Source organism: Streptomyces sp. DS1-CR2 (assembly GCF_055760475.1).
Genome location: NZ_CM147085.1, coordinates 2,244,610 through 2,270,153 on the forward strand (window position 1 = coordinate 2,244,610; position 25,544 = coordinate 2,270,153).

25 protein-coding genes and 2 pseudogenes are annotated in these 25,544 nt (G+C 71.3%); 6 read left to right on the forward strand and 21 right to left on the reverse strand.

Translation table 11 applies throughout. From position 1 onward, the window contains the following. Positions 1-45 precede the first annotated feature (45 nt). Entirely contained in the window at positions 46-1,677 is a 1,632-nt protein-coding gene (locus ACY0PA_RS11125) for an MFS transporter (RefSeq protein ID WP_473084479.1), read from the reverse strand. A 259-nt stretch (positions 1,678-1,936) separates the two neighbouring features. Here ACY0PA_RS11125 and ACY0PA_RS11130 point away from each other — a divergent pair, with 259 nt between their 5' ends. Then, complete coding sequence (locus tag ACY0PA_RS11130; RefSeq protein ID WP_473084480.1) at positions 1,937-3,094, forward strand: hypothetical protein; 1,158 nt, start codon at positions 1,937-1,939, stop codon at positions 3,092-3,094. Between the two features lie 271 nt (positions 3,095-3,365). Next, complete coding sequence (locus ACY0PA_RS11135) at positions 3,366-4,394, forward strand: phosphatase PAP2 family protein (protein WP_473084481.1); 1,029 nt, start codon at positions 3,366-3,368, stop codon at positions 4,392-4,394. A 114-nt stretch (positions 4,395-4,508) separates the two neighbouring features. Here ACY0PA_RS11135 and ACY0PA_RS11140 read toward each other — a convergent pair whose 3' ends face one another. Next, a complete protein-coding gene (locus ACY0PA_RS11140; protein ID WP_473084482.1) occupies positions 4,509-4,724 on the reverse strand; it encodes an I78 family peptidase inhibitor in 216 nt (71 codons plus the stop codon). A gap of 411 nt (positions 4,725-5,135) precedes the next feature. On the opposite strand from ACY0PA_RS11140, the pseudogene ctaD reads away from it, so the two are divergent. Then, positions 5,136-6,818, forward strand: a pseudogene (gene ctaD / locus ACY0PA_RS11145) (aa3-type cytochrome oxidase subunit I); the annotation flags it as partial. Here ctaD and ACY0PA_RS11150 read toward each other — a convergent pair. The 4 genes from ACY0PA_RS11150 to ACY0PA_RS11165 all read right to left on the reverse strand — a co-directional run bounded on the left by ACY0PA_RS11150 (position 6,718) and on the right by ACY0PA_RS11165 (position 10,839). Next, a complete protein-coding gene (locus ACY0PA_RS11150; protein WP_473084483.1) occupies positions 6,718-7,761 on the reverse strand; it encodes a helix-turn-helix transcriptional regulator in 1,044 nt (347 codons plus the stop codon). The pseudogene ctaD and the gene ACY0PA_RS11150 sit on opposite strands and share 101 nt — an antisense overlap. Before the next feature lie 59 nt (positions 7,762-7,820). Continuing rightward, positions 7,821-8,693 carry a hypothetical protein gene (locus tag ACY0PA_RS11155; RefSeq protein ID WP_473084484.1) on the reverse strand — a complete coding sequence of 291 codons (873 nt, stop codon included), beginning with the start codon at positions 8,691-8,693 and terminating at the stop codon, positions 7,821-7,823. Beyond that, positions 8,690-9,958 (reverse strand): glycosyltransferase family 4 protein, encoded by a 1,269-nt coding sequence (locus ACY0PA_RS11160; protein ID WP_473084485.1) that lies wholly within the window; start codon positions 9,956-9,958, stop codon positions 8,690-8,692. Before ACY0PA_RS11160 ends, ACY0PA_RS11155 begins: the two co-directional genes overlap by 4 nt. Before the next feature lie 281 nt (positions 9,959-10,239). Further along, positions 10,240-10,839, reverse strand: a complete 600-nt coding sequence (locus tag ACY0PA_RS11165; RefSeq protein ID WP_473084486.1) for a transglycosylase family protein — start codon at positions 10,837-10,839, stop codon at positions 10,240-10,242. Between the two features lie 393 nt (positions 10,840-11,232). On the opposite strand from ACY0PA_RS11165, the gene ACY0PA_RS11170 reads away from it, so the two are divergent. Both ACY0PA_RS11170 and ACY0PA_RS11175 read left to right on the forward strand, forming a co-directional pair. Then, positions 11,233-12,060: a hypothetical protein gene (locus ACY0PA_RS11170; protein ID WP_473084487.1), complete on the forward strand. Its 828-nt coding sequence runs from the start codon at positions 11,233-11,235 to the stop codon at positions 12,058-12,060. Positions 12,061-12,289: 229 nt separating this feature from the next. Then, complete coding sequence (locus tag ACY0PA_RS11175) at positions 12,290-12,607, forward strand: hypothetical protein (RefSeq protein WP_473084488.1); 318 nt, start codon at positions 12,290-12,292, stop codon at positions 12,605-12,607. A gap of 8 nt (positions 12,608-12,615) precedes the next feature. On the opposite strand, the gene der is transcribed toward ACY0PA_RS11175, so the two are convergent. The 6 genes from der to ACY0PA_RS11205 all read right to left on the reverse strand — a co-directional run bounded on the left by der (position 12,616) and on the right by ACY0PA_RS11205 (position 17,625). Next, the gene (gene der, locus ACY0PA_RS11180) at positions 12,616-14,088 is read right to left on the reverse strand and encodes a ribosome biogenesis GTPase Der (protein WP_100598999.1); all 1,473 of its coding nucleotides are present in this window, start codon (positions 14,086-14,088) and stop codon (positions 12,616-12,618) included. 81 nt (positions 14,089-14,169) lie between these two features. Further along, on the reverse strand, positions 14,170-14,859 hold the full coding sequence (locus ACY0PA_RS11185; RefSeq protein WP_442802645.1) for a lysophospholipid acyltransferase family protein: 690 nt from the start codon (positions 14,857-14,859) through the stop codon (positions 14,170-14,172). Next, complete coding sequence (gene cmk, locus ACY0PA_RS11190) at positions 14,817-15,521, reverse strand: (d)CMP kinase (protein ID WP_473084489.1); 705 nt, start codon at positions 15,519-15,521, stop codon at positions 14,817-14,819. The genes ACY0PA_RS11185 and cmk overlap by 43 nt, the downstream gene beginning before the upstream one ends. Before the next feature lie 112 nt (positions 15,522-15,633). Continuing rightward, a complete protein-coding gene (locus tag ACY0PA_RS11195) occupies positions 15,634-16,719 on the reverse strand; it encodes a prephenate dehydrogenase (RefSeq protein ID WP_473084490.1) in 1,086 nt (361 codons plus the stop codon). Next, complete coding sequence (gene aroH, locus ACY0PA_RS11200) at positions 16,716-17,078, reverse strand: chorismate mutase (RefSeq protein ID WP_100599003.1); 363 nt, start codon at positions 17,076-17,078, stop codon at positions 16,716-16,718. Before aroH ends, ACY0PA_RS11195 begins: the two co-directional genes overlap by 4 nt. Before the next feature lie 130 nt (positions 17,079-17,208). Then, entirely contained in the window at positions 17,209-17,625 is a 417-nt protein-coding gene (locus ACY0PA_RS11205; protein WP_473084491.1) for a YidB family protein, read from the reverse strand. A 188-nt stretch (positions 17,626-17,813) separates the two neighbouring features. Here ACY0PA_RS11205 and ACY0PA_RS11210 point away from each other — a divergent pair, with 188 nt between their 5' ends. Further along, positions 17,814-18,560, forward strand: a complete 747-nt coding sequence (locus ACY0PA_RS11210; protein WP_473084492.1) for a nucleotidyltransferase domain-containing protein — start codon at positions 17,814-17,816, stop codon at positions 18,558-18,560. Here ACY0PA_RS11210 and ACY0PA_RS11215 read toward each other — a convergent pair. The 9 genes and pseudogenes from ACY0PA_RS11215 to ACY0PA_RS11255 all read right to left on the reverse strand — a co-directional run. Beyond that, a pseudogene (locus ACY0PA_RS11215) lies at positions 18,486-18,695 on the reverse strand (nucleotidyltransferase domain-containing protein); the annotation flags it as partial. The gene ACY0PA_RS11210 and the pseudogene ACY0PA_RS11215 overlap by 75 nt on opposite strands. Continuing rightward, on the reverse strand, positions 18,668-18,868 hold the full coding sequence (locus tag ACY0PA_RS11220) for a hypothetical protein (RefSeq protein WP_473084493.1): 201 nt from the start codon (positions 18,866-18,868) through the stop codon (positions 18,668-18,670). The pseudogene ACY0PA_RS11215 and the gene ACY0PA_RS11220, both read right to left, overlap by 28 nt. 3 nt (positions 18,869-18,871) lie before the next feature. Continuing rightward, entirely contained in the window at positions 18,872-19,876 is a 1,005-nt protein-coding gene (locus ACY0PA_RS11225) for an ADP-ribosylglycohydrolase family protein (RefSeq protein ID WP_473084494.1), read from the reverse strand. Beyond that, the gene (locus ACY0PA_RS11230; protein WP_473086290.1) at positions 19,873-20,604 is read right to left on the reverse strand and encodes an NUDIX hydrolase; all 732 of its coding nucleotides are present in this window, start codon (positions 20,602-20,604) and stop codon (positions 19,873-19,875) included. The genes ACY0PA_RS11225 and ACY0PA_RS11230 overlap by 4 nt, the downstream gene beginning before the upstream one ends. Positions 20,605-20,708: 104 nt before the next feature. Next, positions 20,709-21,929, reverse strand: a complete 1,221-nt coding sequence (locus ACY0PA_RS11235; RefSeq protein WP_356280071.1) for a pseudouridine synthase — start codon at positions 21,927-21,929, stop codon at positions 20,709-20,711. 12 nt (positions 21,930-21,941) lie between these two features. Next, the gene (scpB, locus tag ACY0PA_RS11240; protein WP_473086291.1) at positions 21,942-22,586 is read right to left on the reverse strand and encodes an SMC-Scp complex subunit ScpB; all 645 of its coding nucleotides are present in this window, start codon (positions 22,584-22,586) and stop codon (positions 21,942-21,944) included. 5 nt (positions 22,587-22,591) lie between these two features. Further along, positions 22,592-23,695: a segregation and condensation protein A gene (locus ACY0PA_RS11245; RefSeq protein WP_473084495.1), complete on the reverse strand. Its 1,104-nt coding sequence runs from the start codon at positions 23,693-23,695 to the stop codon at positions 22,592-22,594. A 16-nt stretch (positions 23,696-23,711) separates the two neighbouring features. Then, positions 23,712-24,263, reverse strand: coding sequence for a hypothetical protein (locus ACY0PA_RS11250; protein WP_473084496.1), 552 nt, complete (start codon positions 24,261-24,263; stop codon positions 23,712-23,714). After that, positions 24,248-25,417 (reverse strand): ParA family protein, encoded by a 1,170-nt coding sequence (locus ACY0PA_RS11255; protein ID WP_100599009.1) that lies wholly within the window; start codon positions 25,415-25,417, stop codon positions 24,248-24,250. The genes ACY0PA_RS11250 and ACY0PA_RS11255 overlap by 16 nt, the downstream gene beginning before the upstream one ends. Positions 25,418-25,544: the final 127 nt, after the last annotated feature.

Below are 25,544 nucleotides of genomic sequence, written 5' to 3' on the forward strand. Positions count from 1 at the left end.
GGGTAGGGCCCGGCCCCTCGGCCGGGTCACCGCCCGCGGCAGCCGTCACGCGACAGTCGACTCCACGCCGACCCGCTCGGGACCGCGCTGGGGCCCGATCTTCGCCGTGCCCTCAGCGTCCTGCGGGGCAGCGGCTTCGCACTCCATCCGCTTGGGCAGCCGCAGCGCGGCCAGCGCCCCGAGCAGCAGGAGTCCGGCGCTGACGAACAGCGTCACGTGCAGTCCGTGGACGAAGGCGACCCGGGCGGCGCTGCGCAGCGCCTCACCGGCGGTGCCGCCGAGCCGCGTCGCGACCTGGTACGCCTCGCCGAGCGAGTTGCCCGCGTGGGCGCTCGCGGATCCGGGCACTCCGGTGACCCGGGCGATCCCGGGTGCGTACGCGGCGTTCATCACCGAGCCGAGCAGGGCGATGCCCATGCCCGCGCCGAGCTGGTAGGAGGTCTCCCCGATCGCCGCGGCGCCGCCCGCGTCCTCCGCCGAGGCCTCGCTGAGCATCGACTCGTAGGCACCGAAGAGTGTGGTCTGCAGGCCGAAGCCGAGAAGGATGAAGCCGAAGGTGAGCAGCGACGGCCGGTCGTGCTGTCCCATCGGCGTGAGCATGAGCACCGCGGCCGCGGTGAGTACGAAGCCGGCCGAGACCATGCGCCGCGGTCCGAAGCGGCGCAGCTGGGCCGAGCCGAGAACGCCCGCAGCCATCGCCGCGAAGGTGAGCGGCAGCAGCCGTACGCCAGTCTCCAGAGGGCTCAGGCCAAGTACGAGCTGGAGGTACTGGACGGCGATGAGCTCCAGGCCGACCAGGGCGAGCATGGCGAGGACGATGCAGCCGACCGCGGTGGAGAAGGCGGGCCTCGCGAACATCTTCATATCGATGAGCGGGTGCTCGCGGCGCTTCTGCCGCCGCACGAACACGATCAGCACGGCCGCGCCGACGAGGAGGGGGCCGACGGCGGACGGGTCGAGCAGGTCGCGGTCGACGCCGAGCCGCTTCACGCCGTAGACGACACCGAGCATTCCGACGGCCGCCATGAAGGCGCCGACCACGTCCCAGGGCCCGCCGGAGCGGCCCTTGGACTCGGGAAGTATGAGACGGCCGAGGGGCAGCATGACGGCCATCAGCGGGATGTTGATCAGGAAGACCGAGCCCCACCAGAAGTGCTCGACCATGAAGCCGCCGAGTACCGGTCCGGTGGCGGCGCCTATCGCGGCGACCGCGGACCAGACGCCGATCGCGACGGCCCTCTCGCGCCGGTCGGGGAAGACCGCGCGCAGGATCGACAAGGTCGCGGGCATGATCATCGCGCCGCCGACGCCGAGCAGCGCGCGGGCCAGGATCAGGATGTGCGGTGTCGAGGCGAACACGGCGAGTGCGGAGGCCACGCCGAAGAGGCCGTATCCGAGGAGCAGTACGCGTCTGCGGCCGACACGGTCGCCGAGCGTGCCGAAGAGGATCAGGAGCGCCGCGCAGATCAGCGGATAGGCGTCGACGATCCAGAGCAGCTGGACGGCCGAGGGGCGCAGGTCCTGGGTGACGGCGGGGACGGCGACGTGCAGCACGGTCGCGTCGAGGGCGACGAGCAGCAGGCTGGTGCACAGAACGACGAGGACGACCCAGCGATTGGCGCCTGGCCCGGCGGTCCGCAGGCGAGAAGGCGCGGTGGCCGTGGTCGTCCCGGACATATGCGTACCTCCCAGTGGTCCCTCGCGCTCGGCGGATCCGCGGGGTGGGGACTTCCCCGCGGTTGCGGCCGGAAGGAGCGGACTCCCGTGCCCACGCAACGATTGGCGAGTGAGCCGCCAGAGTACGCGAGTCCATTGCGGTGACACGTGGCGGACCTCTCATGTGCTCGGCCGCGGAGTGTGGCGTACGCCACGCTCTGCTCCCGGACCACGCGCCGGGCGTGCGGTCCGGTTGCGCCCGGCGCCGATAATCGACGCCGTGACCGAAGTCGACCTGCAAGAACCGCGGAGCGCGCCGGCCCGGGTGACCGGTGCGCTGCGCCGCGCGGCGCCGGCGCTCCTTGCCTATGCCGGGGTGCGCGCCCTGGGCCTGGTCCTGCTCGCCGTGTGGAGCGCGGCGCAGGGGAAGAGCCCGCACACGCTGCTGACCGCCCGCTGGGACTCGCTCTGGTACACCCGCGTCGCCGATTTCGGCTACGGCTGGGAGGTGCGCCTGCCGGACGGCACGGTCCACTCGAACCTCGCGTTCTTCCCGCTGCTGCCGTGGCTGGAGCGGCTGGTGTCGGCGGTGAGCCCTCTGTCCTACGCGGACGCGGGCCTGGTGGTGAGCTGGCTCGCGTCGCTCTGCGCGGCCTGGGGGATCTTCCTCGTGGCCGAGCTGCTGTACGGGCGGCGGGCCGGCGTCTGCGCGGTCGCGCTGTGGGCGGTGCTCCCGGTCGGGATCGTGCAGTCGATGGCGTACAGCGAGTCACTGTTCACGGCGCTCGCGGCCTGGTCGTTGTACGCGGTGCTGACCGGACGGTGGGTGAGCGCGGGGCTGCTCGCCTCGCTCGCGGGTCTGACCCGGCCGGTGGGTGCGGCGGTGGTCACCGCGCTCTGGGCGACGGCCGTGGTCCAGGTCGCGCGCGAGAAGAGGATCTCCTGGCGCATGGCCGTCGGCGTGCTGCTCGCCCCCCTGGGCGCCGCCGCGTACGTCTTGTGGGTGGGGCATCGCACGGGGGGCGGCCTCCTCGGCTATCTCGACGTCCAGGGTCAGTGGGGCAACGGCTTCGACGGCGGTCTCGCCTTCGCGCGCTTCGTCGGCGACAAGTTCACGTCGTTCCCCTCGGCGCTCGCGGGGCTCGGCCTGATCGTCGGGGTCGCGCTCGTCATCTGGCTCTACGTGCTGTGCGTACGGCGAGGTCAGCCGCTCACGCTGCTCGTCTACTGCGGGATCGTCGTCGCGCTCGCGCTGTGCGCGTCGGGTTACTTCGGCTCGAAGCCGCGGCTGCTGCTGCCCGCGTTCCCGCTCCTGTTGCCGGTCGCGGTGGCGCTCGCCCGGCTGCGCACGAGCAGATCGGCGGCGGCACTCGGCGGCGTGGCCGTGGCGTCGGCGGTGTACGGGGCCTTCTGGCTGAACGGGTCGGGGCCTCCTTGACCGACCTGGTCGGCCCGGCGGGCCCGGGGAGGCCCGTCCGATCGCGGCGGGTGATCGGACAGGAAATTCCAGGGAAGCCGTCGGTGAACGAATTCGGGCGCGCCGAAAAACGAATGCGCGAAATGATCAATGTAATTGAAGGCAACGCTTCGGTCGGATAGTGATATCCGCAGGAATAAACGCCCCGCTGAGAGCAATCCCACATCACATCGTCATCACAAACCGAGTGATTCGGCCGGGTTCGGCACTCACCCGCTGTAGCGTCCATTGGGTGCGTACCGAACGAAACCTCACCCGTCTGGAGCGGCTCTTCGCCCGCCTCGACCGTGAGCCGGAACGACCGGTCAACCTGGATGTTCCCAGGATGAGCCGGCACAGGGTCGTGCTCTTCGGAGCCACCCTGTCCTTCTACCTCGCCATCGTGGTGGCCGTGCTGATCACGTCCTGGCTCGTCACGTTCGACTGGCAGGTCATGTTCTTCCGGCCCTACCAGCAGTGGCCCGAGATCCACGCGTTCCTGGACTACTGGGTCGTGCTCGGCCAGCGCGGGCCGACCGCGGTCATGGTCATGGCCTGGCTCGGCTGGCGCTCCTGGCGTCAGCACACGCTGCGGCCGCTGCTCACGTTCGGTGCCGCGCTGCTGCTCCTGAACATCACCGTGGGCGCCGCCAAGCTCGGCATGGGCCGCCTCGGCCCGCACTACGCGACCACGATCGGCTCGAACGAGATGTGGCAGGGCGGCGATATATTTCCTTCGGGGCACACCGCCAACGCCGTGGTGACCTGGGGAATCCTCGCCTATCTGGCCTCGACGCCGCGCGCCAGGCGCTGGCTGTCGGCCGCCTCCGCCGTGATCTCGCTGAGCGTCGGCCTGACCACCGTGTACCTCGGCACGCACTGGCTGAGCGATGTCTTCCTCGGCTGGGCCGCCGGTCTGCTCATCCTGCTCGCGCTGCCCTGGGTCGAACCGCTGATCACGCAGGTCGAGGCCTGGATCTTCGCGCTGCGCGAGCTGTGGCGCAGCCGCCGCTCCGGCGCGCTCCCGGTGCCCGCCCCGGCCGCCGCCACGCCCACGCTGGTTCCGCAGCGCACCGCCCCGCCGGCCTCGGAGGAGCCGCCGGTACGCGAACCGGTCGGCACCGCGCGGGCGGTGCGGCCTCCAGGGCTGCTCGCCCCGGGTCCGCACACCGCGCGCTCCGAGCGCACCCCGGTCACCCCGGCCGGCAGCCGCAGGCCGCCGCACGCGGACCGGGTGCCGCGCGGCACCACGTCGGCCGCACGCCCGGTCGCCGGCGGCTGACCGGCGTAAGCGCGAGAGCGCCGCAGGCCGCGGGGCCGGTACGCACAGCCTGATCCCCGCAGCGCCGAAGGCCCCCGGTTCCCACACGGAACCGGGGGCCTTCGCGTTGTCCCGTCAGCCCTTCCAGCAGCGGGTCACGGTGCCGTCGGACACCTCGAAGTTCAGCCGTCCCGCGCGGTACTCCATGGTGATGATCGCGCCCGGGGGCAGCGACCTGACCGTGGACCAGCCGCGCTCACGGGCCCGCGCCTCGGCGCCCGGCGCATCGAGGCCGACGTACGTGTCGAGGGAGTCCTGGGGGTCTGCGGGAGGGGTCGGAATGGGTGCCATGACCGCCACGTTAGGCGGCCGGGCCGCCTGACACCAGGGCGGCCACACGCCGTCACGGGTCCCCCTCCGGTCACGCTTCTGTCACAGGTCCACGACACGCGTTTCACTCGAACTCCTTCACACGTACGAGCGATTCGATGCTCCTTCTGCGCTTGTTCTGCGCGCGCCACGGCATAATTCCGCGACTTCACCGAAAGCGCCCGGATAACGTGCCCGGAAATAGCGTCACGGCAGCATCCGGGACCCGTCCAATTCGGATTCCCGGACGCTCTTCACCAGATGACGCCCCATCGGAATTGCATGAACGCGACACAGAGCTCCCGTACGCCCCCTGTCGGAGTCGGTGGGGAAGCAAGCATCATGGCGTGTGCTCGAGGCAGGCCCGGGGCGCGAGAAGCGAGGGGGCAAGCGATGGGTACGACGGACGTGCAGCCCGTGCAGCCGGCACCAGGAGCGGCGCGGACGAGGACGCCGGGCCGGATCGTCGTGGAGTGGCTGACCACCACGGACCACAAGAAGATCGGCCACCTCTACCTGATCACGTCGTTCGCGTTCTTCCTCGCCGGCGGCGTCATGGCGCTCCTGATGCGGGCGGAGCTCGCGCGGCCCGGGCTTCAGATGCTGTCCAACGAGCAGTACAACCAGCTCTTCACGATGCACGGCACGATCATGCTGCTGCTCTTCGCGACCCCGACCTTCGCGGGCTTCGCCAACGAGATCATGCCGCTGCAGATCGGCGCCCCCGATGTGGCGTTCCCCCGGCTCAACATGTTCTCGTACTGGCTGTTCCTGTTCGGCGGGCTGATCGTGATCGGCTCGCTGATGGTGCCCGGCGGGGCCGCGGACTTCGGCTGGTTCGCGTACGCCCCGCTCAACAGCCTGACGCGCTCACCGGGCATCGGCGCCGACATGTGGATCATGGGTCTGGCGCTCGCGGGCTTCGGCACGATCCTCGGCGCGGTGAACTTCCTGACGACCATCATCGGGATGCGGGCGCCCGGCATGACGATGTTCCGGATGCCGATCTTCACGTGGAACACGCTGTTCACGTCGATCCTGGTGCTGATGGCCTTCCCGGTGCTCGCCGCGGCGCTGCTCGTCCTGGAGGCGGACCGGCGCTTCGGGGCCGTGGTCTTCGAGGCCCAGTTCGGGGGTGCGCTGCTGTGGCAGCACCTCTTCTGGTTCTTCGGCCATCCGGAGGTCTACATCATCGCGCTGCCGTTCTTCGGCATCGTCTCCGAGATCCTCCCGGTCTTCAGCCGCAAGCCGATCTGGGGCTACTCGATGCTGGTCGGCGCCACGATGGCCATCACCGGGCTGTCGATCGTCGTGTGGGCGCACCACATGTTCGTGACGGGCGGGGTGCTGCTGCCGTTCTTCTCGTTCATGACGTTCCTGATCGCGGTGCCCACGGGCGTGAAATTCTTCAACTGGATCGGGACGATGATCAACGGGTCCCTGTCCTTCGAGACCCCGATGCTGTGGTCCGTCGGCTTCCTGGTGACGTTCCTGTTCGGCGGCCTGACCGGCGTCATCCTCGCCGTGCCGCCGCTGGACTTCCATGTGACGGACTCGTACTTCGTGGTCGCGCACTTCCACTACGTCGTGTTCGGCACGGTCGCCTTCGCGACGTTCGCCGGCTTCTACTTCTGGTGGCCCAAGTTCACCGGGAAGATGCTCGACGAGCGGCTCGGAAAGATCCACTTCTGGACGCTGTTCGTCGGCTTCCACACCACGTTCCTGGTGCAGCACTGGCTCGGCGCCGAGGGCATGCCGCGGCGGTACGCCGACTATCTGGCGGCCGACGGGTTCACGGCGCTCAACACGCTGTCGAGCATCGGCTCGTTCCTGCTCGGCTTGTCCACGCTGCCGTTCCTCTACAACATCTGGAAGACGTCCAGGTACGGCGCGAAGGTCGACATGGACGACCCCTGGGGCTACGGGCGTTCGCTGGAGTGGGCGACGCCGTGTCCGGCGCCGCGGCACAACTTCGTCACGCTGCCCCGGATCCGCTCCGAGTCCCCGGCGTTCGATCTGCACCATCCGGCGTTCGCGTCGTCGCGTCCGCTGAGCCGGCCCGTTCCAGGGCCCGGGACAGACGGTCCCGAGCGGTCCTGATCGCGTCCGTGAGCCCCTCGGGTTCGAGCACCTCGAACTCGAAGCCCATCAGGACCACGTGGATCACCATCACGTCGAGGCTCGCCGCCCCGGTGCGCAGCACACAGCTGTCGTCGCTGTCGGCCTCGAGCGTGCCCGCCGACGGGCTGATCCGCTGCCTCGCCTCCTCCAGGGGCACCAGGAGCCGGATCGTGGCGCCGGTGGCGTACGGGCCCTGCGAGACGCCCTTCGAGACATACGCGGCCAGGTCGTCGGCCGGTGGTGTGCGCGGGGTGAAGCGCGGGCCGTGCGGCGGCTTCGGCGTGATGCGGTCGACGCGGAACGTGCGCCAGTCCTCGCGGCCCGCGTCCCAGGCGACCAGGTACCAGCGGCGCTCGCTGCACACCAGACGGTACGGCTCGACGGTGCGGCGCGTGACGGCGCCGCCGTGGTCCTCGTAGGCGAAGCGCAGCCGCTCCGAGTCCCGGCAGGCGGTGGCGAGTTCGGTGAGGACGGACGGGTCGACGTCGGAGGGGCCCGGGCCGCGGAGCATCGGCACGGTGAACGCGTTGAGGGCAAAGACGCGGCGGCGCAGCCGGCTGGGGAGGACCTGTTCGAGCTTGGACAGGGCCCGTACGGACGCCTCGCCGATGCCCTCGATGCCCTGGCCGGCCGAGGTGCGCAGGCCGACGGCGACCGCGACGGCCTCGTCGTCGTCGAGGAGCAGCGGCGGCAGCTCGGCCCCGGCGCCCATCCGGTAGCCGCCGCCCGTGCCGGGGCTCGCGTCGACGGGGTAGCCGAGCCCGCGCAGCCGGTCGACGTCGCGGCGGACGGTGCGCGGCGTGACGCCGAGCCGGTCCGCGAGGTCGGCGCCCGACCACTCGCGGTGGGCCTGCAGCAGCGACAGCAGCCGCAGGAGTCGGGCCGAGGTCTCCAGCATGGGCCCGAGTCTGCCAGCCCTTGCGGACAGCCTGGGTCCGCAAAGGCGCCGCGCGCGGACTACCCGGCGGCGGCCGTGGTCACGAGGACCGCCAGGTCGTTGTCGCTCGTGTAGTACGGCTCGACCGCGATCCGGCCGCGCTCGGTGTCGAGATGCGCGGTCGGGTAGGTGAAGATCGGCTTCTTGTCGGCGACGTCGTCCAGGAGCCGGGCGACGCGTACCGCGAGTCCGTCCTCGCCCTCCGGGCGCACCCACAGGTCCCAGCGTCCCGGGTCCAGCTCCTCGTACCCGACGCGGAAGGTGAACTCATCGCCGCGCGGCGTCAGTTCGGTGCGCAGGGCGGGCCCGCCGTCCTTGCGTGAACGTATCTCCGCGTACGCCTTGGGGGTGATCGCGGTGCCGTAGACGCGGCCGCGGACCGTCATCTCGCCGTCCGCGATGAGCAGTTCGCCCGCCTCGGCGTGCGGGGCGCGCAACCAGCTGCGCACGGTGAGGTTGCCGTGCTTGGTCGCGTAGGGGATGCGGACGGCGACGAAGCCGCGGGAGCCGCTGGGCACGCGGTCGACGAGGGACCGCAGGTCGTTGAGGCCGGGCACCAGGCGCTGCGGCTCCTCGCCGGCCACCTGCGCGAAGACGTCCCAGCGCCCCTCGGGCAGCCGGACGCTGCTGGGCAGCGCCGCCCGCAGGCTGCCGTCGCCCGCCGGGGTCAGCGGCAGGCGCACGTCCTCGCCGCTGTCACGGTCGGTGAGGACCAGATGGGCCGGGCTGGGCCCGCCGTGGTCGGTGACGTCGAAGGTGAGACCGCCCGCCGCGTCGGCGATGCAGTCGGCGCGGGGCGCCGTGGCCCCGTCGCCCACGGAAGGCCCGGACGAAGCGGCCGAGGCGGCTGAGGCCGAGGCCGGGAAGTCTGCCGAAGCTGTCGGCGGCGTCATGCCGTGCGCCCCTTTCTCTGTGCCGTTCCCTGGGCCGTGAACGCGGAGCGTCCCGCGTCCCGCACCGCGTACGCGCCCCCGAGCAGCGCGCCGCGGGTGCGGTGCAGAAGGCCTCCGCCGCGGCGGGCCGTCAGCGAGCCGAACAGCGATTCGTAGCGCTCGGCGATGTGCGCCGGGTCGAACCGCTCGGAATCCTTGAGCGCGGCGCTCGCCATCCGGGCGCGCAGCGCGTCGTTGTTGATCAGTTCGAGGAGGCCGCCGGAGATCGCCTCGACGTTGCCCACCTCGACCAGGCGCCCGTCGACACCGTTGTCGATGATTTCGCCGGGGCCGTGCGGACAGTCGGTGGCGACCACCGGGAGGCCGCAGCGCATCGCCTCGACGATGGTCATGCCGAACGACTCCAGGCTGGAGGTGACGGCGGCGATGGAACCTTTAGCCCACTCCGGTTCGATGGGGTGGGCGGGGCCCATGAGGAACACGTGGTTGTACAGACCGAGGTCGTCGATCAGGGCGCGGAGCTTGTCCTTCTGCTTGCCGCTGCCGTAGATCCGCAGGCGCCAGTCGGGCCGCTCCGCGCGGACCCGGTCGAAGGCCCTGACCAGCAGGTCGTACCGCTTCACCGGCGCGAGCCGGCCGGCCGCGACGACCCACTTGCCCGAGCCGTCCGCGGGTTCGACGCCGGGCGCGGGCACGGGGTTCGGCACGGCCTCGATCCGTACGCCGGGCAGCCGCATCTTCGCGCGGTACGCCCGGGCGTCGGCCTCCGTGGTCGTGGTGAGCGCGTCGAGCCGCGGGTAGACCGCGCGCAACTGCCCGCGCAGCGCGGTCGGGTGGCTGTCGAGCGTGAGGTGTTCCTGGCCGACGCGCAGGGGGCCCCGCCGGGTCTGGCGGACCAGGTGCACATTGAGTCCCGGGCGGGTGCCGACGACGACATCGGCGTCGACCGCGCGCAAGTGCTCGGCGATCCGGCGGTCGGTGAGCGCGTTGTACTGGTCGTAGCGGCCCTCGGCGCGCGGGAACGTCGTGGCGGGGGTGCGGTATTCGGGGCTGTCGCCCTCGTAGCCCGGTGTGCCCTTGCGGAGGTCGACGAGGTGGCGGACCCGGACCCTGGGGTCGGGCCTGAAGACCGGCTCGTCACGGTGGCGCAGGACGGAGACCACCTCGACGTCGTGCTGTTCGGCAAGCGTGTTCGCGAGGTTGTACGTCGTCCGAATCGTCCCCCCGATTCCGTACGCGTTGTGAATCAGGAAAGAAATCTGCATGCGTCCCCGTATTCCACTGTTCCTCGCGGACAGTCCGTCTCGTCCGCCTACCGCGGGGTTAGACAGGGGTGCGGGGGCAGAGGTTGGGCTTCCTCACCATCTTGTTCCAGAACAGATGCGTGATTGAGAGACGATTTGTGGAACCTTTTGACGCTTTCCGACATCAAGGCAGGTAGGAGGGCTGAGGTTCCACGAAGCAGTTCGCGATGACATCACCCTCTTGAGTGACCCACCCGAACTGCGGCGCGGCGCTGACGTGTTCGCCGGTGGGGCCGCCGAACTCAGCTGACGCTCTTGGCCGATGCCGCCGATGCCTCCGGGATGAGCAGCATGGTGCCGCTGTTGAGGCGGTCGGGACGGTTGCCGACCATCTGCTGGTTGGCCTTGTAGAGCGCCTGCCAGCCGCCCTTGACTCCGTAGCGCGCGGCGATCGAGCTCAGGGTTTCGCCCCGCTCGACCACATGGACGCGGCCGTCGAGCTTGAGGACCTTGGAGCAGACGGGCCAGGCGCGCCAGCCCTGGGTGCCCAGCACCTTCACGGCGACCGCGATCTGCTCGGCGCGCGTCGCGAGATCCGCGCGCGGGGCGTACATGAGGCCGCCGTGCTCCGTCCAGGTGGGCTGCCAGAACTGCAGCCCTCCGTAGTAGCCGTTGCCGCTGTTGATGTGCCAGCGCCCGGCGCTCTCGCATTCGGCCAGGCAGCCCCACGGCCACTGGTCCTTGACGCACTCGGACAGCTTGAGGTTCAGACGCCCGGGGCCGGGAGCCGGTGGCGGCGAGGCGGCGGCCGCGGGGGCGAGCAGGGCGGTGAACAGGGCCGACAGGGCCGCGAGAAGGAAGCGGCGTGCGGGGCGCTTGCGGATCACGGGCATGGGGCGCATCGCGTCACGCTAGGCAGACGAGCCCAAGCCTGAGCCGAGCCGCGCCCGGCGCCGGACCCGGCCCCACCCGGTCAGCCGCCTCCCGGACCGTCTGAGACACATATGCGCCAACGACTATTTTCAGCCAACTGCTTCATTGCGCGATTTCAGGATTTGTCGACCTGTGGGCATGCCGACCTGGAACCCACCAGCCCGTATCAATCCCCTTACGCCCAACGGGAGTTGATGTGGAGCGATTGATTCCGGCCGCCGGTCCGCGCCGTGCGCCGGATGGGTCGATTCCGTCCCCTTCCGGGCGTGACCCGCGGCACAGATCATCCGTTGTCTTCTTTATGAGCCGGGGGCCGCCCGGCCGCATTCGACGCAGCAACACACCGAATCCGAGGAGCCACCGTGCCGCGCATGCTCGACGTCAGCGACGACGTACGCGCCGAGATCGGCGACGCAGAAGCCGACCGGCTGCTCGCCGGAGAGAACGCCCCGGGCACGTACGACTGCACGTCCTGCCGCACTCCGGGCGATTCGGAACAGGAGCGCACCAGCACCGTCCTGTTCATCGGCGACGAGACCGCCGTCCTCGCCTTCGCCCACTACACCTGCCTGCCCTCGCAGGTCGTTCAGGTGTCCGAGGAGCAGTTGCAGGGAGCCGTACGTTCCATCACCGGCGACGGCGGGGCACCCGTCGCAGCGTCCCCCGTCCCCTCCCCCGCGGCGCAGCCCGCTCCCGGGCAGGCCGCCCCGCAGCCGCAGCAGGCCGTGCTCGGCGTGACCAGTGGGCTCGTCCTGATCGCAGGTGAGCTGCACCCCGCGCTCGTCGTCGAGCCGACCGGGCCGATCGCCCGCCCCGGCGCGACGGGCGGCATCGACGAGTTCCTGACCCTCCTCGTGGAGCAGGGCTTCATGCCGACCGCCCAGGTCGGCGAGGTGCCGCCGGTGCTGCACGGCTGGTCCGTGCTGCTCGCCATGGGCCAGCTGCACGCCGTACTGCAGCCCGGCACCGCCGGTGCGGGTCAGGTCGCGTGGTGGCAGGCGCACCAGCCGCTGCACGTCACCGACAGCTGGCGCGCCGCGGCGAACAAGACGAACTCCGTCCTCGTCTTCGCCGCCCCGTCCGGCACGATCGGCCGCCAGCCCCGCGAGGACCTGCTCCGCGACGCCCTCGACAAGGCCGCAGTGAACGGACTGCTCGTCGGCGCGACGATGCCGCTGGCCGGTACGTGACGTTCCGTCACGAGCCGCGGTGACCGTGGGCCGGGCACGTGCCCGGCCCACGGTCGTACCCGGCAACCCGGACGCCGCCGCGTGCACCTCCGCGTGCGCCGCCCGTACCCCCCTCGGCCTGCGAAAGCGCAGTCCAGGCCGCATCCGTGAGGGTGTGCGGGTCGTTGGCACCTACGTGCACGCATACGACCTCCCTCGCCGCCCGCAGTATCCGACCCCCATCCCCGCCATGCGCGGGACGCACGAATCGGCGGGTGGCCGCTCGGCCACACCGATCTACGACGCCCTGTACTCGGAGTACCGCCGGTCCTTCCGGGCCCTGCCGGGCGACCGCAGCGGCGAGGAGAACCTCTCGTTCTCCGCGTTCGGCTCGGGCCCGTACGCCGTGCACCACAGCACCAGCGGCCGGCCCAGCGCGTCGTACCACGAACCGCAGCACGTCCACAGCTCGCCGCCGACCGGCTCCTGGCACACGAACGGGCGGCAGCACAGCACCGGGAGCAACCTCCCTGCCGCACTGCCGCCCGGTCCACGCCGCGAACACTAGGCGCTAGCTCACTTCTTGCGGCCGCGCTTCTCGCGCACCCGGACCGAGATATGGATCGGCGTCCCCTCGAAACCGAACTCCTCGCGAAGGCGCCGCTCCACGTACCGCCGGTAGCCGGCCTCGATGAAGCCGGAGGCGAAGAGCACGAACCGCGGCGGCTTCGTGCCGGCCTGCGTACCGAAGAGGATGCGGGGCTGCTTGCCGCCGCGGATCGGGTGCGGGTGCGAGGCCACCAGCTCACCCAGGAAGGCATTGAGCCGGCCCGTCGGAACGCGCGTCTCCCAGCCGTCGAGTGCCGTCTCGATCGCGGGGACGAGCTTCTCCATGTGGCGCCCGGTCGTCGCCGACACGTTCACCCGGGGCGCCCACGCGACCTGCGCGAGCTCCGTCTCGATCTCGCGCTCCAGGTAGTAGCGCCGCTCCTCGTCGAGCGTGTCCCACTTGTTGTACGCGACGACGATCGCGCGGCCCGCCTCGACGGCCATCGTCACGATGCGCTGGTCCTGGATCGAGATCGACTCGGACGCGTCGATCAGGATCACCGCGACCTCCGCCTTCTCGACGGCGGCGGCGGTGCGCAGCGAGGCGTAGTAGTCCGCGCCCTGCTGGAGGTGGACCCGCTTGCGGATGCCCGCCGTGTCGACGAACTTCCAGGTCTTGCCGCCGAGCTCGATCAGCTCGTCGACCGGGTCGCGGGTGGTGCCCGCCAGTTCGTTCACGACGACGCGGTCCTCGTTCGCCACCTTGTTCAGGAGGGAGGACTTGCCGACGTTCGGGCGGCCGATGAGGGCGATGCGGCGGGGGCCGCCGATCGCGGTGCCGAAGGTCTGCGCCGGGGCGTCGGGGAGCGCCTCGATGACGGCGTCCAGCATGTCGCCGGTGCCGCGGCCGTGCAGGGCCGAGACCGGGTACGGCTCGCCGAGACCGAGGGACCACAGGGCGGTGGCGTCCGCCTCGCCGCTCGGTCCGTCCACCTTGTTGGCGCACAGCACGACCGGCTTGCCGGCCTTGCGCAGCAGCCGTACGACCGCGAGGTCGGTGTCCGTCGGGCCGACCGTCGCGTCGACGACGAAGACGACCGCGTCGGCGGTCTCGATCGCGTACTCGGCCTGCGCGGCCACGGACGCGTCGATGCCGAGGACGTCCTGCTCCCAGCCGCCCGTGTCGACGAGCCGGAAGCGGCGGCCCGCCCACTCGGCCTCGTACGAGACGCGGTCGCGGGTGACGCCCGGCTTGTCCTCGACGACGGCCTCGCGGCGGCCGATGATGCGGTTCACCAGGGTCGACTTGCCGACATTGGGGCGGCCGACGACGGCGAGTGCGGGCAGCGGGCCGTGGCCCGCCTCCTCGATCGCGCCCTCGACGTCCTCGATGTCGAAGCCCTCTACCGCGGCGAGCTCCATGAACTCCGCGTACTCCGCGTCGCCAAGGGCCCCGTGCTCGTGCTCGGCCGAGCCCTCGGGCTGGATCTGGTCGTTCATGAAGTCCGTACCTCGTCGTTCATCGTGGTGATCGGTGGACCGTCTGAATCACTTACGGCGGTCCACTACTGAAAGTCTCGCTCAGTGCCCGGTCAGGCGCCTGGCGTTTTCCAGGTGGGCGGTGAGCCGCTCCTGGATGCGCACGGTCGCCTCGTCCAGCGCCTTGCGCGTACGCCGCCCGCTGCCGTCGCCCGCCGGGAACGGGTCCCCGAAGACGACGTCGACGCGGCTGCGCAGTGGCGGCAGCGCCTTTATCAACCGGCCGCGCCCCTTCGTGCTTCCCAGGACCGCCACCGGCACGATGGGCGCCCCGCTGCGCACGGCGAAGTAGGCGAGACCGGCCCGCAGGGACGCGAAGTCGCCGCCCCCTCGGGTGCCCTCCGGGAAGATCCCGAGGACTCCCCCCTCGTCGAGCACGCTCAGCGCACGCGTGATCGCCGTACGGTCCGCCGTCGACCGGTCCACCTCGACCTGGCCGATGGCGCCCAGGAACGTGCCGAGCGGCCCGATGAACGCTTCCTTCTTGATCAGGAAGTGCGTCGGCCTGGGCGCGACGCCCATGACCATCGGCCCGTCCACGTTGTGCGCGTGGTTGACGGCCAGGATCACCGGGCCGGTCGCGGGGACCTTCCAGGCGCCGAGGACGCGGGGCTTCCACAGCCCGTACATGAGGCCGACCCCGATGCGGCGGCCGACCTCCGCGCCTCTTTCCGAGGGGGAAGCCGCGGTCACTTCGCTGCCCGCTTCTCCCCGATGAGGGTGACGACGCACTCGATGACCTGCTGGAGCGTGAGCTCGGAGGTGTCCACCTCGACGGCGTCGCCGGCCTTGGCCAGCGGGGACGTCTTGCGGCTGGAGTCCGCGGCGTCCCGCTTGATCAGGGCCTCCTGGGTCGCCTTCACGTCGGCGCCCTTGAGCTCACCGCTGCGGCGGGCCGCGCGGGCCTCCGGCGATGCGGTGAGGAAGATCTTCAGGTCGGCGTCGGGCAGGACGGTCGTACCGATGTCACGGCCCTCGACGACGATGCCCTGCTGCGCCGAGGCGGCGATGGAGCGCTGCAACTCGGTGATGCGGGCACGCACCTCGGGGACGGCGCTGACGGCGCTGACCTTCGAGGTGACCTCGGTGCTGCGGATGGGAGCGGCGACGTCGACACCGTCGACAGCGATCGTCGGGGCGGACGGGTCGGTGCCGGAGACGATCTCGGCCTTGCCGGCCACGGCGGCGATGGCCGTCGGGTCGGTCAGGTCTATGCCGTTGTTCACCATCCACCAGGTGATCGCCCGGTACTGGGCGCCGGTGTCCAGGTAGCTGAGCCCGAGCTGGGCGGCGACGGCCTTCGAGGTGCTCGACTTGCCCGTGCCGGAGGGGCCGTCGATGGCGACGATCACTGCTGCCGGGGCGGCGCTTGCGGCGGTTGCGGCGGTTTCCACGGGGCTGCGGACACCTTTCTCAGTGCACGGGACAGGGAGGCGGGGCGCAAAGGCGCCCCGCACAAGGTTACTGGCTCAGGCACCCTGCCCTTACAGCCCCTGACGACAGGCCCTACTGGCGCATCGCCCAGCCGCGGTCGCGCAGCGCGGCCGTCAGTTTCGGGGCCGCGGCCGGCTGGACCAGAAGCTGGACGAAGCCCGCCTGCTGGCCGGTCGCGTGCTCGATGCGGACGTCCTCCACGTTGACGCCCGCGGCGCCCGCGTCGGCGAAGATCCGGGCCAGCTCGCCGGGCTGGTCGGAGATGAGGACCGCCACGGTGTCGTACGCCGCCGGGGCCGCGCCGTGCTTTCCGGGGACGCGGACCTGGCCCGCGTTCCCGCGGCGCAGGACTTCCTCGATGCCGGTGACGCCCTCGCTCCGCTTCGCCTGGTCCGAGGACTGGAGGGAGCGCAGGGCGCTCACCGTCTCGTCGAGGTCGGCGGAGACAGCGGAGAGCAGGTCGGCGACCGGGCCCGGGTTCGCGGAGAGGATGTCGATCCACATGCGGGGGTCGGAGCCCGCGATGCGCGTCACATCCCGGATGCCCTGGCCGCACAGGCGTACGGCCGACTCCTCGGCGTGCTCAAGGCGCGCCGCGACCATGCTGGAGACCAGATGCGGCATGTGGGAGACGAGGGCGACGGCGCGGTCGTGGGCGTCCGCGTCCATGACGACGGGGACGGCCCGGCACAGCGCGACCAGTTCCAGCGCGAGGTTCAGGACCTCGGTGTCGGTGTCGCGGGTGGGGGTCAGCACCCAGGGGCGGCCCTCGAAGAGATCCGCGGTGGCCGCCAGGGGCCCGCTGCGCTCGCGGCCCGACATGGGGTGCGTACCGATGTAGGGGCTGAGGTCGAGGCCGAGTGCCTCAAGATCGCGGCGCGGGCCGCCCTTGACGCTGGCGACGTCGAGGTATCCACGGGCCACTCCGCGCCGCATCGCGTCGGCCAGGGTCGTCGCTACGTGCGCGGGCGGCACGGCCACCAGGCACAGGTCCACGGGTCCCGCGGGCGCCTCGTCGGTGCCGGCTCCGAGTGCGGCGGCGGTGCGGGCCTGCGTCGGGTCGTGGTCGGCGAGGTGCACGTGCACGCCGCGCGAGGCGAGCGCCTGGGCGGCGGAGGTACCGATGAGGCCGGTGCCGATGACGAGGGCGGTTCTCACTGGGCGATGTCCTTGCGCAGGGCGGCCGCGGCACCGAGGTACACGTGCGCGATCCCGGACTTCGGCAGCTCGGACTCGATATGGGCGAGGACGCGCACGACGCGTGGCAGCGCTCCCTCGATGTCGAGCTCCTGCGCGCAGATCAGCGGCACGTCGACGATGCCCAGCTTGCGCGCGGCGGCGGCCGGGAAGTCGGAGTGCAGATCGGGGGTGGCCGTGAACCAGATCGAGATCAGGTCGTCGGAGGTCAGCGCGTTCCGCTCAAGGATGGCGGTGAGCAGCTCGCTGACCTGCTCATCCATGTGTCCGGCTTCGTCCCGTTCGAGTTGGACGGCGCCCCGGACCGCTCGTACCGCCACGGTGTCGCTCCTTGCTCGCGTACGTACAGGCTGATGAGGTGCCAAGCCTAGCCAGCCCCCCGGACACCGGCGCGCGGCGCCCGCCTGCCGAGACGGGACACCGCGCCGGGGTGCGATGCGGTGCGCTGCCTCAGAACTTCTGCTCCTTGACCAGCTCGTCGAGCGAGACGCTCGGCACCTCGCCCTGCGGGGTCAGCTTGTCGACGGCGGTGGGCAGGGCGCTCGCGATGTCGTGCGCCGCCCGGTCCGGGGTGACGCCCGACTCGGCCGCCACCTTCTGGAGCGTGGCGTCGGGCAGGGCCTCCTTGCCGTGGTCCGGGGTCAGCTGCTCGTTCGACCCGGTGCCGACCCAGGACTGCGCCTGCCCGCCGAGGCCCGACTTGGCGAGTGTCTCCAGGAGGCCGCCCAGCGGGTTGCCGCCCGCCGAGCCGCCCTGGCTCTTGGCGAACGCGGCCAGGAGCGTGGTCAGGTCCCCACCCGCCGAGCCGCCCGCCTTGTCACCGAGGAGGCCGCCGAGCAGGCTTCCCAGATCGCTGTTACCCGCCATGGTCACGCCTTTCAGGACGTTCTTGGAGTCTTGCGTGGGCCCACTTCTGGAGTCCACGGACCATGTCAATGTGACCCGAACCACATCCGGTCGCCACTCAGGCGGCCCTCGCCGGCCCGCCCTCCCGTAGATCACGGACGCCGGAAATTCGCTCCGCCCCGGCCGGGCGCAGCCCGTACGCTCCGTCCATGACAGAGGCCCTCGACCTGGTGCGCGACCACACGATCTACTCCTGCGTGATGGGGTCGCGGGCGTTCGGCCTGGCCACGGACAGCAGCGACACCGACCGCCGGGGCGTCTTCGTGGCGCCGACGCCGATGTTCTGGCGGTTCGAGAAGCCGCCGACGCATGTCGACGGTCCGGCGGACGAGCAGTTCTCCTGGGAACTGGAGCGCTTCTGCGAGCTCGCCCTGCGGGCCAATCCGAACATCCTGGAGTGCCTGCACTCACCGCTCGTCGAGCACGTCACCGACACCGGTCGCGAACTGCTCGACCTGCGTGAGGCGTTCCTGTCCCAGCAGGTCCACGCCACGTTCACGGGCTACGCGCTGGGCCAGCGCAAGAAGCTCGACGCCGATGTCCGCCAGTACGGCGCTCCGCGCTGGAAGCACGCGATGCATCTGCTGCGGCTCCTCGCCTCCTGCCGCGATCTGCTCCGCACCGGCCGACTGACCCTCGACGTGGGTGATGACCGTGAGGCGCTGCTCGCGGTGAAGCGGGGCGAGGTTTCCTGGGACGACGTGGTGGCCCGGATGGCGCGCCTGGGCGCCGAGGCGGAGGAGGCCGCCGTCCGCACCCCGCTGCCGGCCGAGCCGGACCGGGCGCGGGTGGCGGACTTCCTGTTCGAGGTCCGGCAGGCGTCAGCCCTTCAGCCGGAGCCGTACGACGAGGTCGTGCAGGGCGTCGTGGACGGTCGGGGCGTCCGGCAGCGCTGAGCCCTCCTGCGCGGCGTCGAGGACGGCGTGCAGCGCCTCTCTGTCGTCGGCCACGCGCGCGTGGCCGACGTCGGCCGCCCCGTGCTCTGCCTCCGCCTTCGCCGCGATCAGCTCCGGCAGATATGAGGGTGCCTCCAACTCGCCCAGGAGACCGTCGCGAACAGCAGCGGGTCCGCCTGCTCGGCGACGATCCGCCCGAGCTCGGCGTCGGGCACGCCCGCGGCGCGCAGGGCGCCCGAGTCGCCCGCCGGCGGGGACCCGTACGTCGTCCTGGCTTCGTCCGTCGTCCTGGCTTGATCCGTCGTCATCGATCAAGCGTCCCAGAGCGCGCCGAGCGACAGCAGGTCGCTCCGGTACTCGATCCGTTCCGACCAGTCCGCCGGCCACACCTCGGCGCCCAGGTACGCCCCGGCGAAAGCCCCCGTGAGGCAGGCGATCGAGTCCGAGTCGCCCGAGGTACAGGCGGCGCGGCGCAGGGCGGTGACGGGTTCGTCGACGAAGAGCAGGAAGCACAGCAGGCCGGTGGCGAGCGCCTCCTCGGCGATCCAGCCCGCCCCGGTGGCCAGGCACGGGTCGGTCTCGGGCGACGGCGAGCGCAGCGCCTCCTGGAGCCGTTCGAGCGCGGCCAGGCAGTCCTCCCAGCCGCGCGCGATGAAGTGCTCCGGGCTCGGGTCGGCGGCGTGCGCCCACAGGTCGCCGAGCCACGGCTCGTGGTACTTCTGCCGGTTCTCGTACGCGTACGAGCGCAGCATCCCGACGAGGCCGGCCGGCTCGGCGCCCTGGGCGAGGAGGTGAACGGCGTGCGCGGTGAGGTCGGACGCGGCGAGGGCCGTGGGGTGGCCGTGGGTGAGCCCTGACTGCAACTGGGCGGCGCCCGCGCGCTGTTCGTCGCTGAGGCCGGAGGCGAGGCCGACCGGCGCGACGCGCATGTTGGCGCCGCAGCCCTTGGACCCGATGCGGCTGGCCTCCTGCCAGGGCCTGCCGCGCGTGAGGAGGTCGCAGGCCTGGAGGCAGGTGTTGCCGGGGGCGCGGTTGTTCTCGGGCGACTGGTACCAGTCGATGAACTCCTCGCGCACGGGCCGCGTCATGCGCAGCGGCGCGAGCACGCCACGGTCCATCGCGGTGCGCAGGCCGCGCCCGAGGGCGAGCGTCATCTGGGTGTCGTCGCTGACGATCGCGGGCCTGGTCAGGGCCATCTGCCGCCAGGGCCCGCACTTGGCGAGGATCGACGGCACGTCGTTGAACTCGGTCGGGAAGCCGAGCGCGTCCCCCAGGGCGAGCCCCAGGAGAGAGCCGGTCGCCGCACGCTTCGTCATGAGGGTCGTCCTTCCGCGGGGGGCCTGAGCAGGGGCGGGTGCAGGGCGGTGGCGGGCCCTGCCTTGTAGAGCGCGGCGGGCTTGCCGCGGCCGCCGGTGAGCCGGGCGGCCCCGTGTACCGGTTCGACGAAGCCCGGGGTGGCGAGGACCTTGCGCCGGAAGTTGGCGGGGTCGAGGCCGGCGCCCCACACCGCTTCGTAGACCCCCCGCAGCTCGCCGAGGGTGAACTCGGGCGGGCAGAAGGCCGTGGCCAGGCAGGTGTTCTCGATGCCGGCGCCGACGCGGTCGTGCGCGTCGGTGAGGATCCGGTCGTGGTCGAAGGCGAGCGGGCCGTATGCGCCCGTGCCGTACGGCAGCCAGTCCGCGCGGGCGGCGTCACCGCCCCCGCGCACCTCGGGCGGATCGGGCACCAGGGCCGCGAACGCGACGGAGACGACCCGCATGCGGGGGTCGCGGTCCGGGTCGCTGTAGGTGCGCAGCTGTTCCAGGTGCAGTCCGGTGACGTCGGACAGGCCGGTCTCCTCGGCCAGTTCGCGCGCCGCCGCCGTCTCCGCGGACTCGTCGGGCAGGACGAAACCGCCGGGCAGCGCCAGGCGTCCCGCGTACGGGTCCTGTCCCCGCTCGACGAGCAGCACCCTCAGCGCGCCGTCCCGGATCGTGAACACGGCCAGATCGACGGTGACGGCGAAGGGCTCGAAGGCGTACTTGTCATAGTCCCGCACGCACACCACCCCCCTCTCTTTATGGTCTTACCGACTATAAAGAGAGGGGGGTGGCACACACAAGAGCCAGGCACCGCCACAGCGGCGGGCTCGGCGCTTCAAGAGACCGCTCAGAGGTCGACGTCCTGCATCAGCATGCCGACCTCGGTGTTGGACAGGCGCCGCAACCAGCCCGACTTCTGGTCGCCCAGCGCGATCGGCCCGAAGGACACCCGCACCAGCTTGTCGACCGGGAACCCGGCCTCCGCGAGCATGCGCCGCACGATGTGCTTGCGGCCCTCGTGCAGGGTGACCTCGACGAGGTAGTTCTTGCCGGTCTGCTCGACGACGCGGAAGTGGTCCGCCTTCGCGTACCCGTCCTCCAGCTGGATGCCGTCCTTGAGCTGCTTGCCCAGATCGCGCGGGATCGGGCCCACGATGTGCGCGAGGTAGGTCTTCTTCACGCCGTACTTGGGGTGCGTGAGGCGGTGGGCCAGCTCTCCGTGATTGGTGAGCAGGATGATGCCCTCGGTCTCGGTGTCGAGCCGCCCGACGTGGAACAGCCGCGTCTCGCGGTTGTTCGTGTAGTCGCCCAGGCACTGGCGGCCGTCGGGGTCCTCCATGGTGGAGACGACACCGGCCGGCTTGTTCAGCGCGAAGAACTGGTACGACTGCGTGGCCACCGTCAGGCCGTCGACCTTGATCTCGTCCTTCTCGGGGTCGACGCGCAGACCCTGCTCGAGCACGATCTGGCCGTTGACCTCGACCCTGGCCTGCTCGACGAGCTCCTCGCAGGCGCGCCGGGAGCCGTAACCGGCCCGCGCGAGCACCTTCTGGAGCCGCTCGCCCTCCTGCTCGGCGCCCGGGAAGGTCTTGGGGGTCTTGACGGTGGGCTTGCCCGCGTAACGGTCGCGGTTGCGCTCCTCCTGCCGGGCGTCGTACTCCCGAGAGGTCGACGGGGCGCCGCGACCGCTGCCGCGGGCACCGGTGCCCTGAGAGGTACGGGGGCCGCCCTTGGCGCCGCCGCGCGCTGCCGCGCCCCGGCCCCTCCTCGGCCCGGCGCCGCCGCTGTCCCCGGGGCTCACGTCGTAGCGACGCTCCTCGGGACGCGGCTTGCTCGGCCGGCCCTGCTTGTCGTCACGGTCGTTGCCGGCACCCCGGTAGTTCCCGCGACCGCCGCCGGCGCTGCCGCCGCGAGCACCGCCGCCACCACCGCTGCCGCCGCGGCCACCGCCGCCGGCGCTGCCGCCGCGACCGCCACCGCCGCCACTGCTGCCGCGGCCGCCGCTGTTGCCACCACGGCTCCCGCCGTTGTTTCCGCTGCTGTTCCTGCCGCTGCTGCTGCTTCGCATCAAAAGTTCCGTCTAGTCGTCTGCGTCCTCGTAACCCGGCGCATCGGGTGCGTCCGGGTCGAACGACGGGACCCCTTCCTGCGTCTCGGCCTCGATCGCGTCCGCCTCCGGAAGGAAGGGCGCGAGTTCCGGGAGCTCGTCCAGGCCGCGCAGGCCCATCCGCTCCAGAAAGTAGTTCGTCGTCCTGTACAGGATCGCACTTGTTTCGGGTTCCGCGCCCGCCTCCTCCACGAGGCCCCTCTGGAGGAGGGTCCGCATCACGCCGTCACAGTTCACTCCGCGCACCGCGGAGACCCGCGAGCGGCTGACCGGCTGGCGGTACGCGACGACCGCGAGCGTCTCCAGAGCCGCCTGGGTGAGCCGGGCCTGCTGCCCGTCGAGCACGAAACGCTCCACGGCCGCCGCGTACTGCGGCCGGGTGTAGAACCGCCAGCCGCCCGCCACGAGCCTCAGCTCGAAGCCGCGGCCCTGAACCGTATACTCGTCCGCCAGCGCCCGCAGGGCGTCCGCCACGGCCCTTCGGGGCCGGTCCAGGATCTTCGCCAGGTGCTCCTCGGTCGCCGGCTCGTCGACGACCATCAGTACGGCCTCCAGGGCCGGCCTGAGATCCAGCTCGGCGACCCGGTCGGCCCCGGCGGCGAATTCCTGCCCGCTCATGCCCGTCATGCCTGCTTCTCCTCCGCCCCGCCCCGCTCGGCCTTTGTCTCTCCACCGTCTTTGCCGGCCGTCTCGGGAGGCCTGTCGAACTCGTCCGTGACGGTCGGCTCCCCCTCGCTCTCCCCGCCCGTCCAGCGCACGAGAAGCTCCCCCAGTGCCTCCTCCTGCTCCAGGCTCACGGCCTTCTCCCGGTACAGCTCGAGGAGCGCCAGGAAGCGGGCCACGACGGTCAGGGTGTCGTCGGTGTCCTCCACCAGCACCCGGAAACTCGCCTCGCCCAGCTCCCGCAGCCGCGCCACGACGAGCCCGGCCTGCTCGCGCACGCTGACCAGCGGGGCGTGGATGTGGTCGACGTACACCTGGGGCTTCGGCCTGGGCTGCATGGCCTTCACCGCGAGCCGGGCGAATCCTTCCGCCCCGATGCTGATGACGACTTCCGGCAGCAGCTCGGCGTGGTGCGGCTCCAGACCGACGGTCCGCGGATAGCGCCGCGCCTCCTCGTCGAGCCGCTCGCTGAAGATGTCGGCGATCTTCTTGTACGCGCGGTACTGGAGCAGCCGGGCGAACAGGAGGTCACGCGCTTCGAGGAGCGCGAGGTCGGCCTCGTCCTCGACCTCGGCGGTCGGCAGCAGCCGGGCGGCCTTGAGATCGAGGAGCGTGGCGGCGACGACGAGGAACTCGGTCGTCTGGTCGAGATCCCACTCGGGCCCCATGGCGCGGATGTGCACCATGAACTCGTCGGTCACTTTGGACAGGGCGACCTCGGTGACGTCCAGCTTGTGCTTGGAGATCAGCTGGAGGAGCAGATCGAAGGGCCCCTCGAAGTTCGCCAGCCGTACCTTGAACCGCCCGTCATCGTCATCGGGAACAGGCTGCTCATGTTCCGGTTCCGGGTCGGAGGCCGCGGGCTCCTGGACCTCCAGATCCGGGCCGGGACCCGCGAGCTCCCGAACTTCCGGCTCCGGGTCGGCATCCGGCTCGGGAACGAACTCCGGCTCGGGAACAGCCTCCGGCTCCGGCGCCGGCAGCGGCGTCGTCCCCGGCCCCCGGCCCAGGGCGCGTCGCCGCGCGCCCCGGCCGGGCGTGGAGGAGTCGTCGTTCGCGGGCATCAGGCGGACGTTACCGCTACCGCCCGCGCAGTCGGCGTACGAGAATGCTCGCGTCTCCGCGCGATTCGAGGTCGGCCAGCACGACGGCGACCGCTTCGCGGACGATGCGGCCGCGGTCCACGGCGAGCCCGTGCTCCCCGCGGAGCACGAGGCGCGCGTGCTCGAGGTCCATCAGCTCCTCGGCGGAGACATACACCGTGATCTTCTCGTCGTGGCGCTCACGCCCGCTGGGCCGCCGATTGGCGGCCGCCCGGGAGCGCTTGCGCGACGACCCCGCGGAGGCAGCACCTTCCTGCCCCTGCGGCGGGCGGCGCCCCGCGGGCTTGTCGCCCTCGGTGGCGCGGCTGCGGGACTCGCCCGACTCGTCGTCCGCCGCCGCGTGTTCGGCGCTCTCACCGCCCTCGCCGCGCTGCTTCTCCTCGGCGGCGACGGCGTCGCTCTCACCCGCCGGCGCGGGCACCCGCGCCTCGCCGTTGACCGGGCGCCTCGGGGAGGAGGCCTGGAGCCCCATCCCCCCGGTCGTACGGAACAGTTCGTCGGCCCCCGGCAGACTCACTCGGCGTGACACCGGGCGAGCACCTCCCTGGCGAGCTGGCGATAGGCGGCCGCACCGACCGAGTTGGAGGCGTACGTCGTGATCGGCTCACCGGCGACCGTGGTCTCCGGGAAGCGCACGGTCCGGCCGATCACGGTGTGGTAGACGTGATCGTCGAACGCCTCGACCACACGCGCGAGCACCTCACGGCTGTGCACCGTGCGGGAGTCGTACATCGTGGCGAGGATGCCGTCGAGCTCCAGGTCGGGGTTGAGCCGCTCCTGGACCTTCTCGATGGTCTCCGTGAGCAGCGCGACACCGCGCAGCGCGAAGAACTCGCACTCGAGCGGCACGATCACCTTGTGAGCCGCCGTCAGGGCGTTCACGGTGAGCAGGCCGAGCGAGGGCTGACAGTCGATCACGATGTAGTCGTAGTCGGCCATCAGCGGCTTCAACGCCCGCTGGAGCGTCGACTCGCGCGCGACCTCACTCACCAACTGCACTTCGGCGGCGGACAGGTCGATGTTGCTCGGCAGCAGGTCCATGTTCGGGACCGCGGTCTTCAGGAGGACCTCGTCCGCGGCCATACCCCGCTCCATGAGCAGGTTGTAGACCGTCAGGTCGAGTTCCATCGGGTTCACGCCGAGACCGACCGAGAGCGCGCCCTGCGGGTCGAAGTCGACGAGCAGGACCCGGCGTCCGTACTCCGCGAGCGCGGCACCCAGGTTGATGGTCGACGTGGTCTTGCCGACGCCGCCCTTCTGGTTGCACATCGCGATGATCTTTGCGGGGCCGTGGTCGGTCAGCGGGCCTGGGATCGGGAAGTACGGGAGCGGGCGTCCGGTCGGGCCGACACGCTCGCGGCGCTGACGGGCAGCGTCGGGCGCGAGCGTGGCCGCGTACTCGGGGTCCGGCTCGTACTCGGCGTCGGGGTCGTAGAAGTGCCCCTCGGGCAGTTCGTCGTAGTCGGCGAAGTGGGTGCGTTCGCCACTTCGGTCGCCGGCCATGGCGTTCACGTGATGGCCATCCATGCTCTGGGGTGCTGTCTGCGTCTGCAGGGGGCTGCTCTGACGGGCGGCAAAGGTACGGACCGCGACGGAGCCGACAGCCTCGAGCCCCGCGGGACCTTGCTCCCTCGCAACCGTTCCTGGTTGACCACCCCCGGGAGTAAATGTCGACTCATTCACAAGTCGTCTTACCTCCTTGGTGACCAGGAAACTTCTAGATAGGTCAGCGTGGCACCATGCCGACGGTTGGCGACTCTATGGCGTGTCACCGGTCCGCAGCAACACAATCCGCCGTACCCGGCCCGAT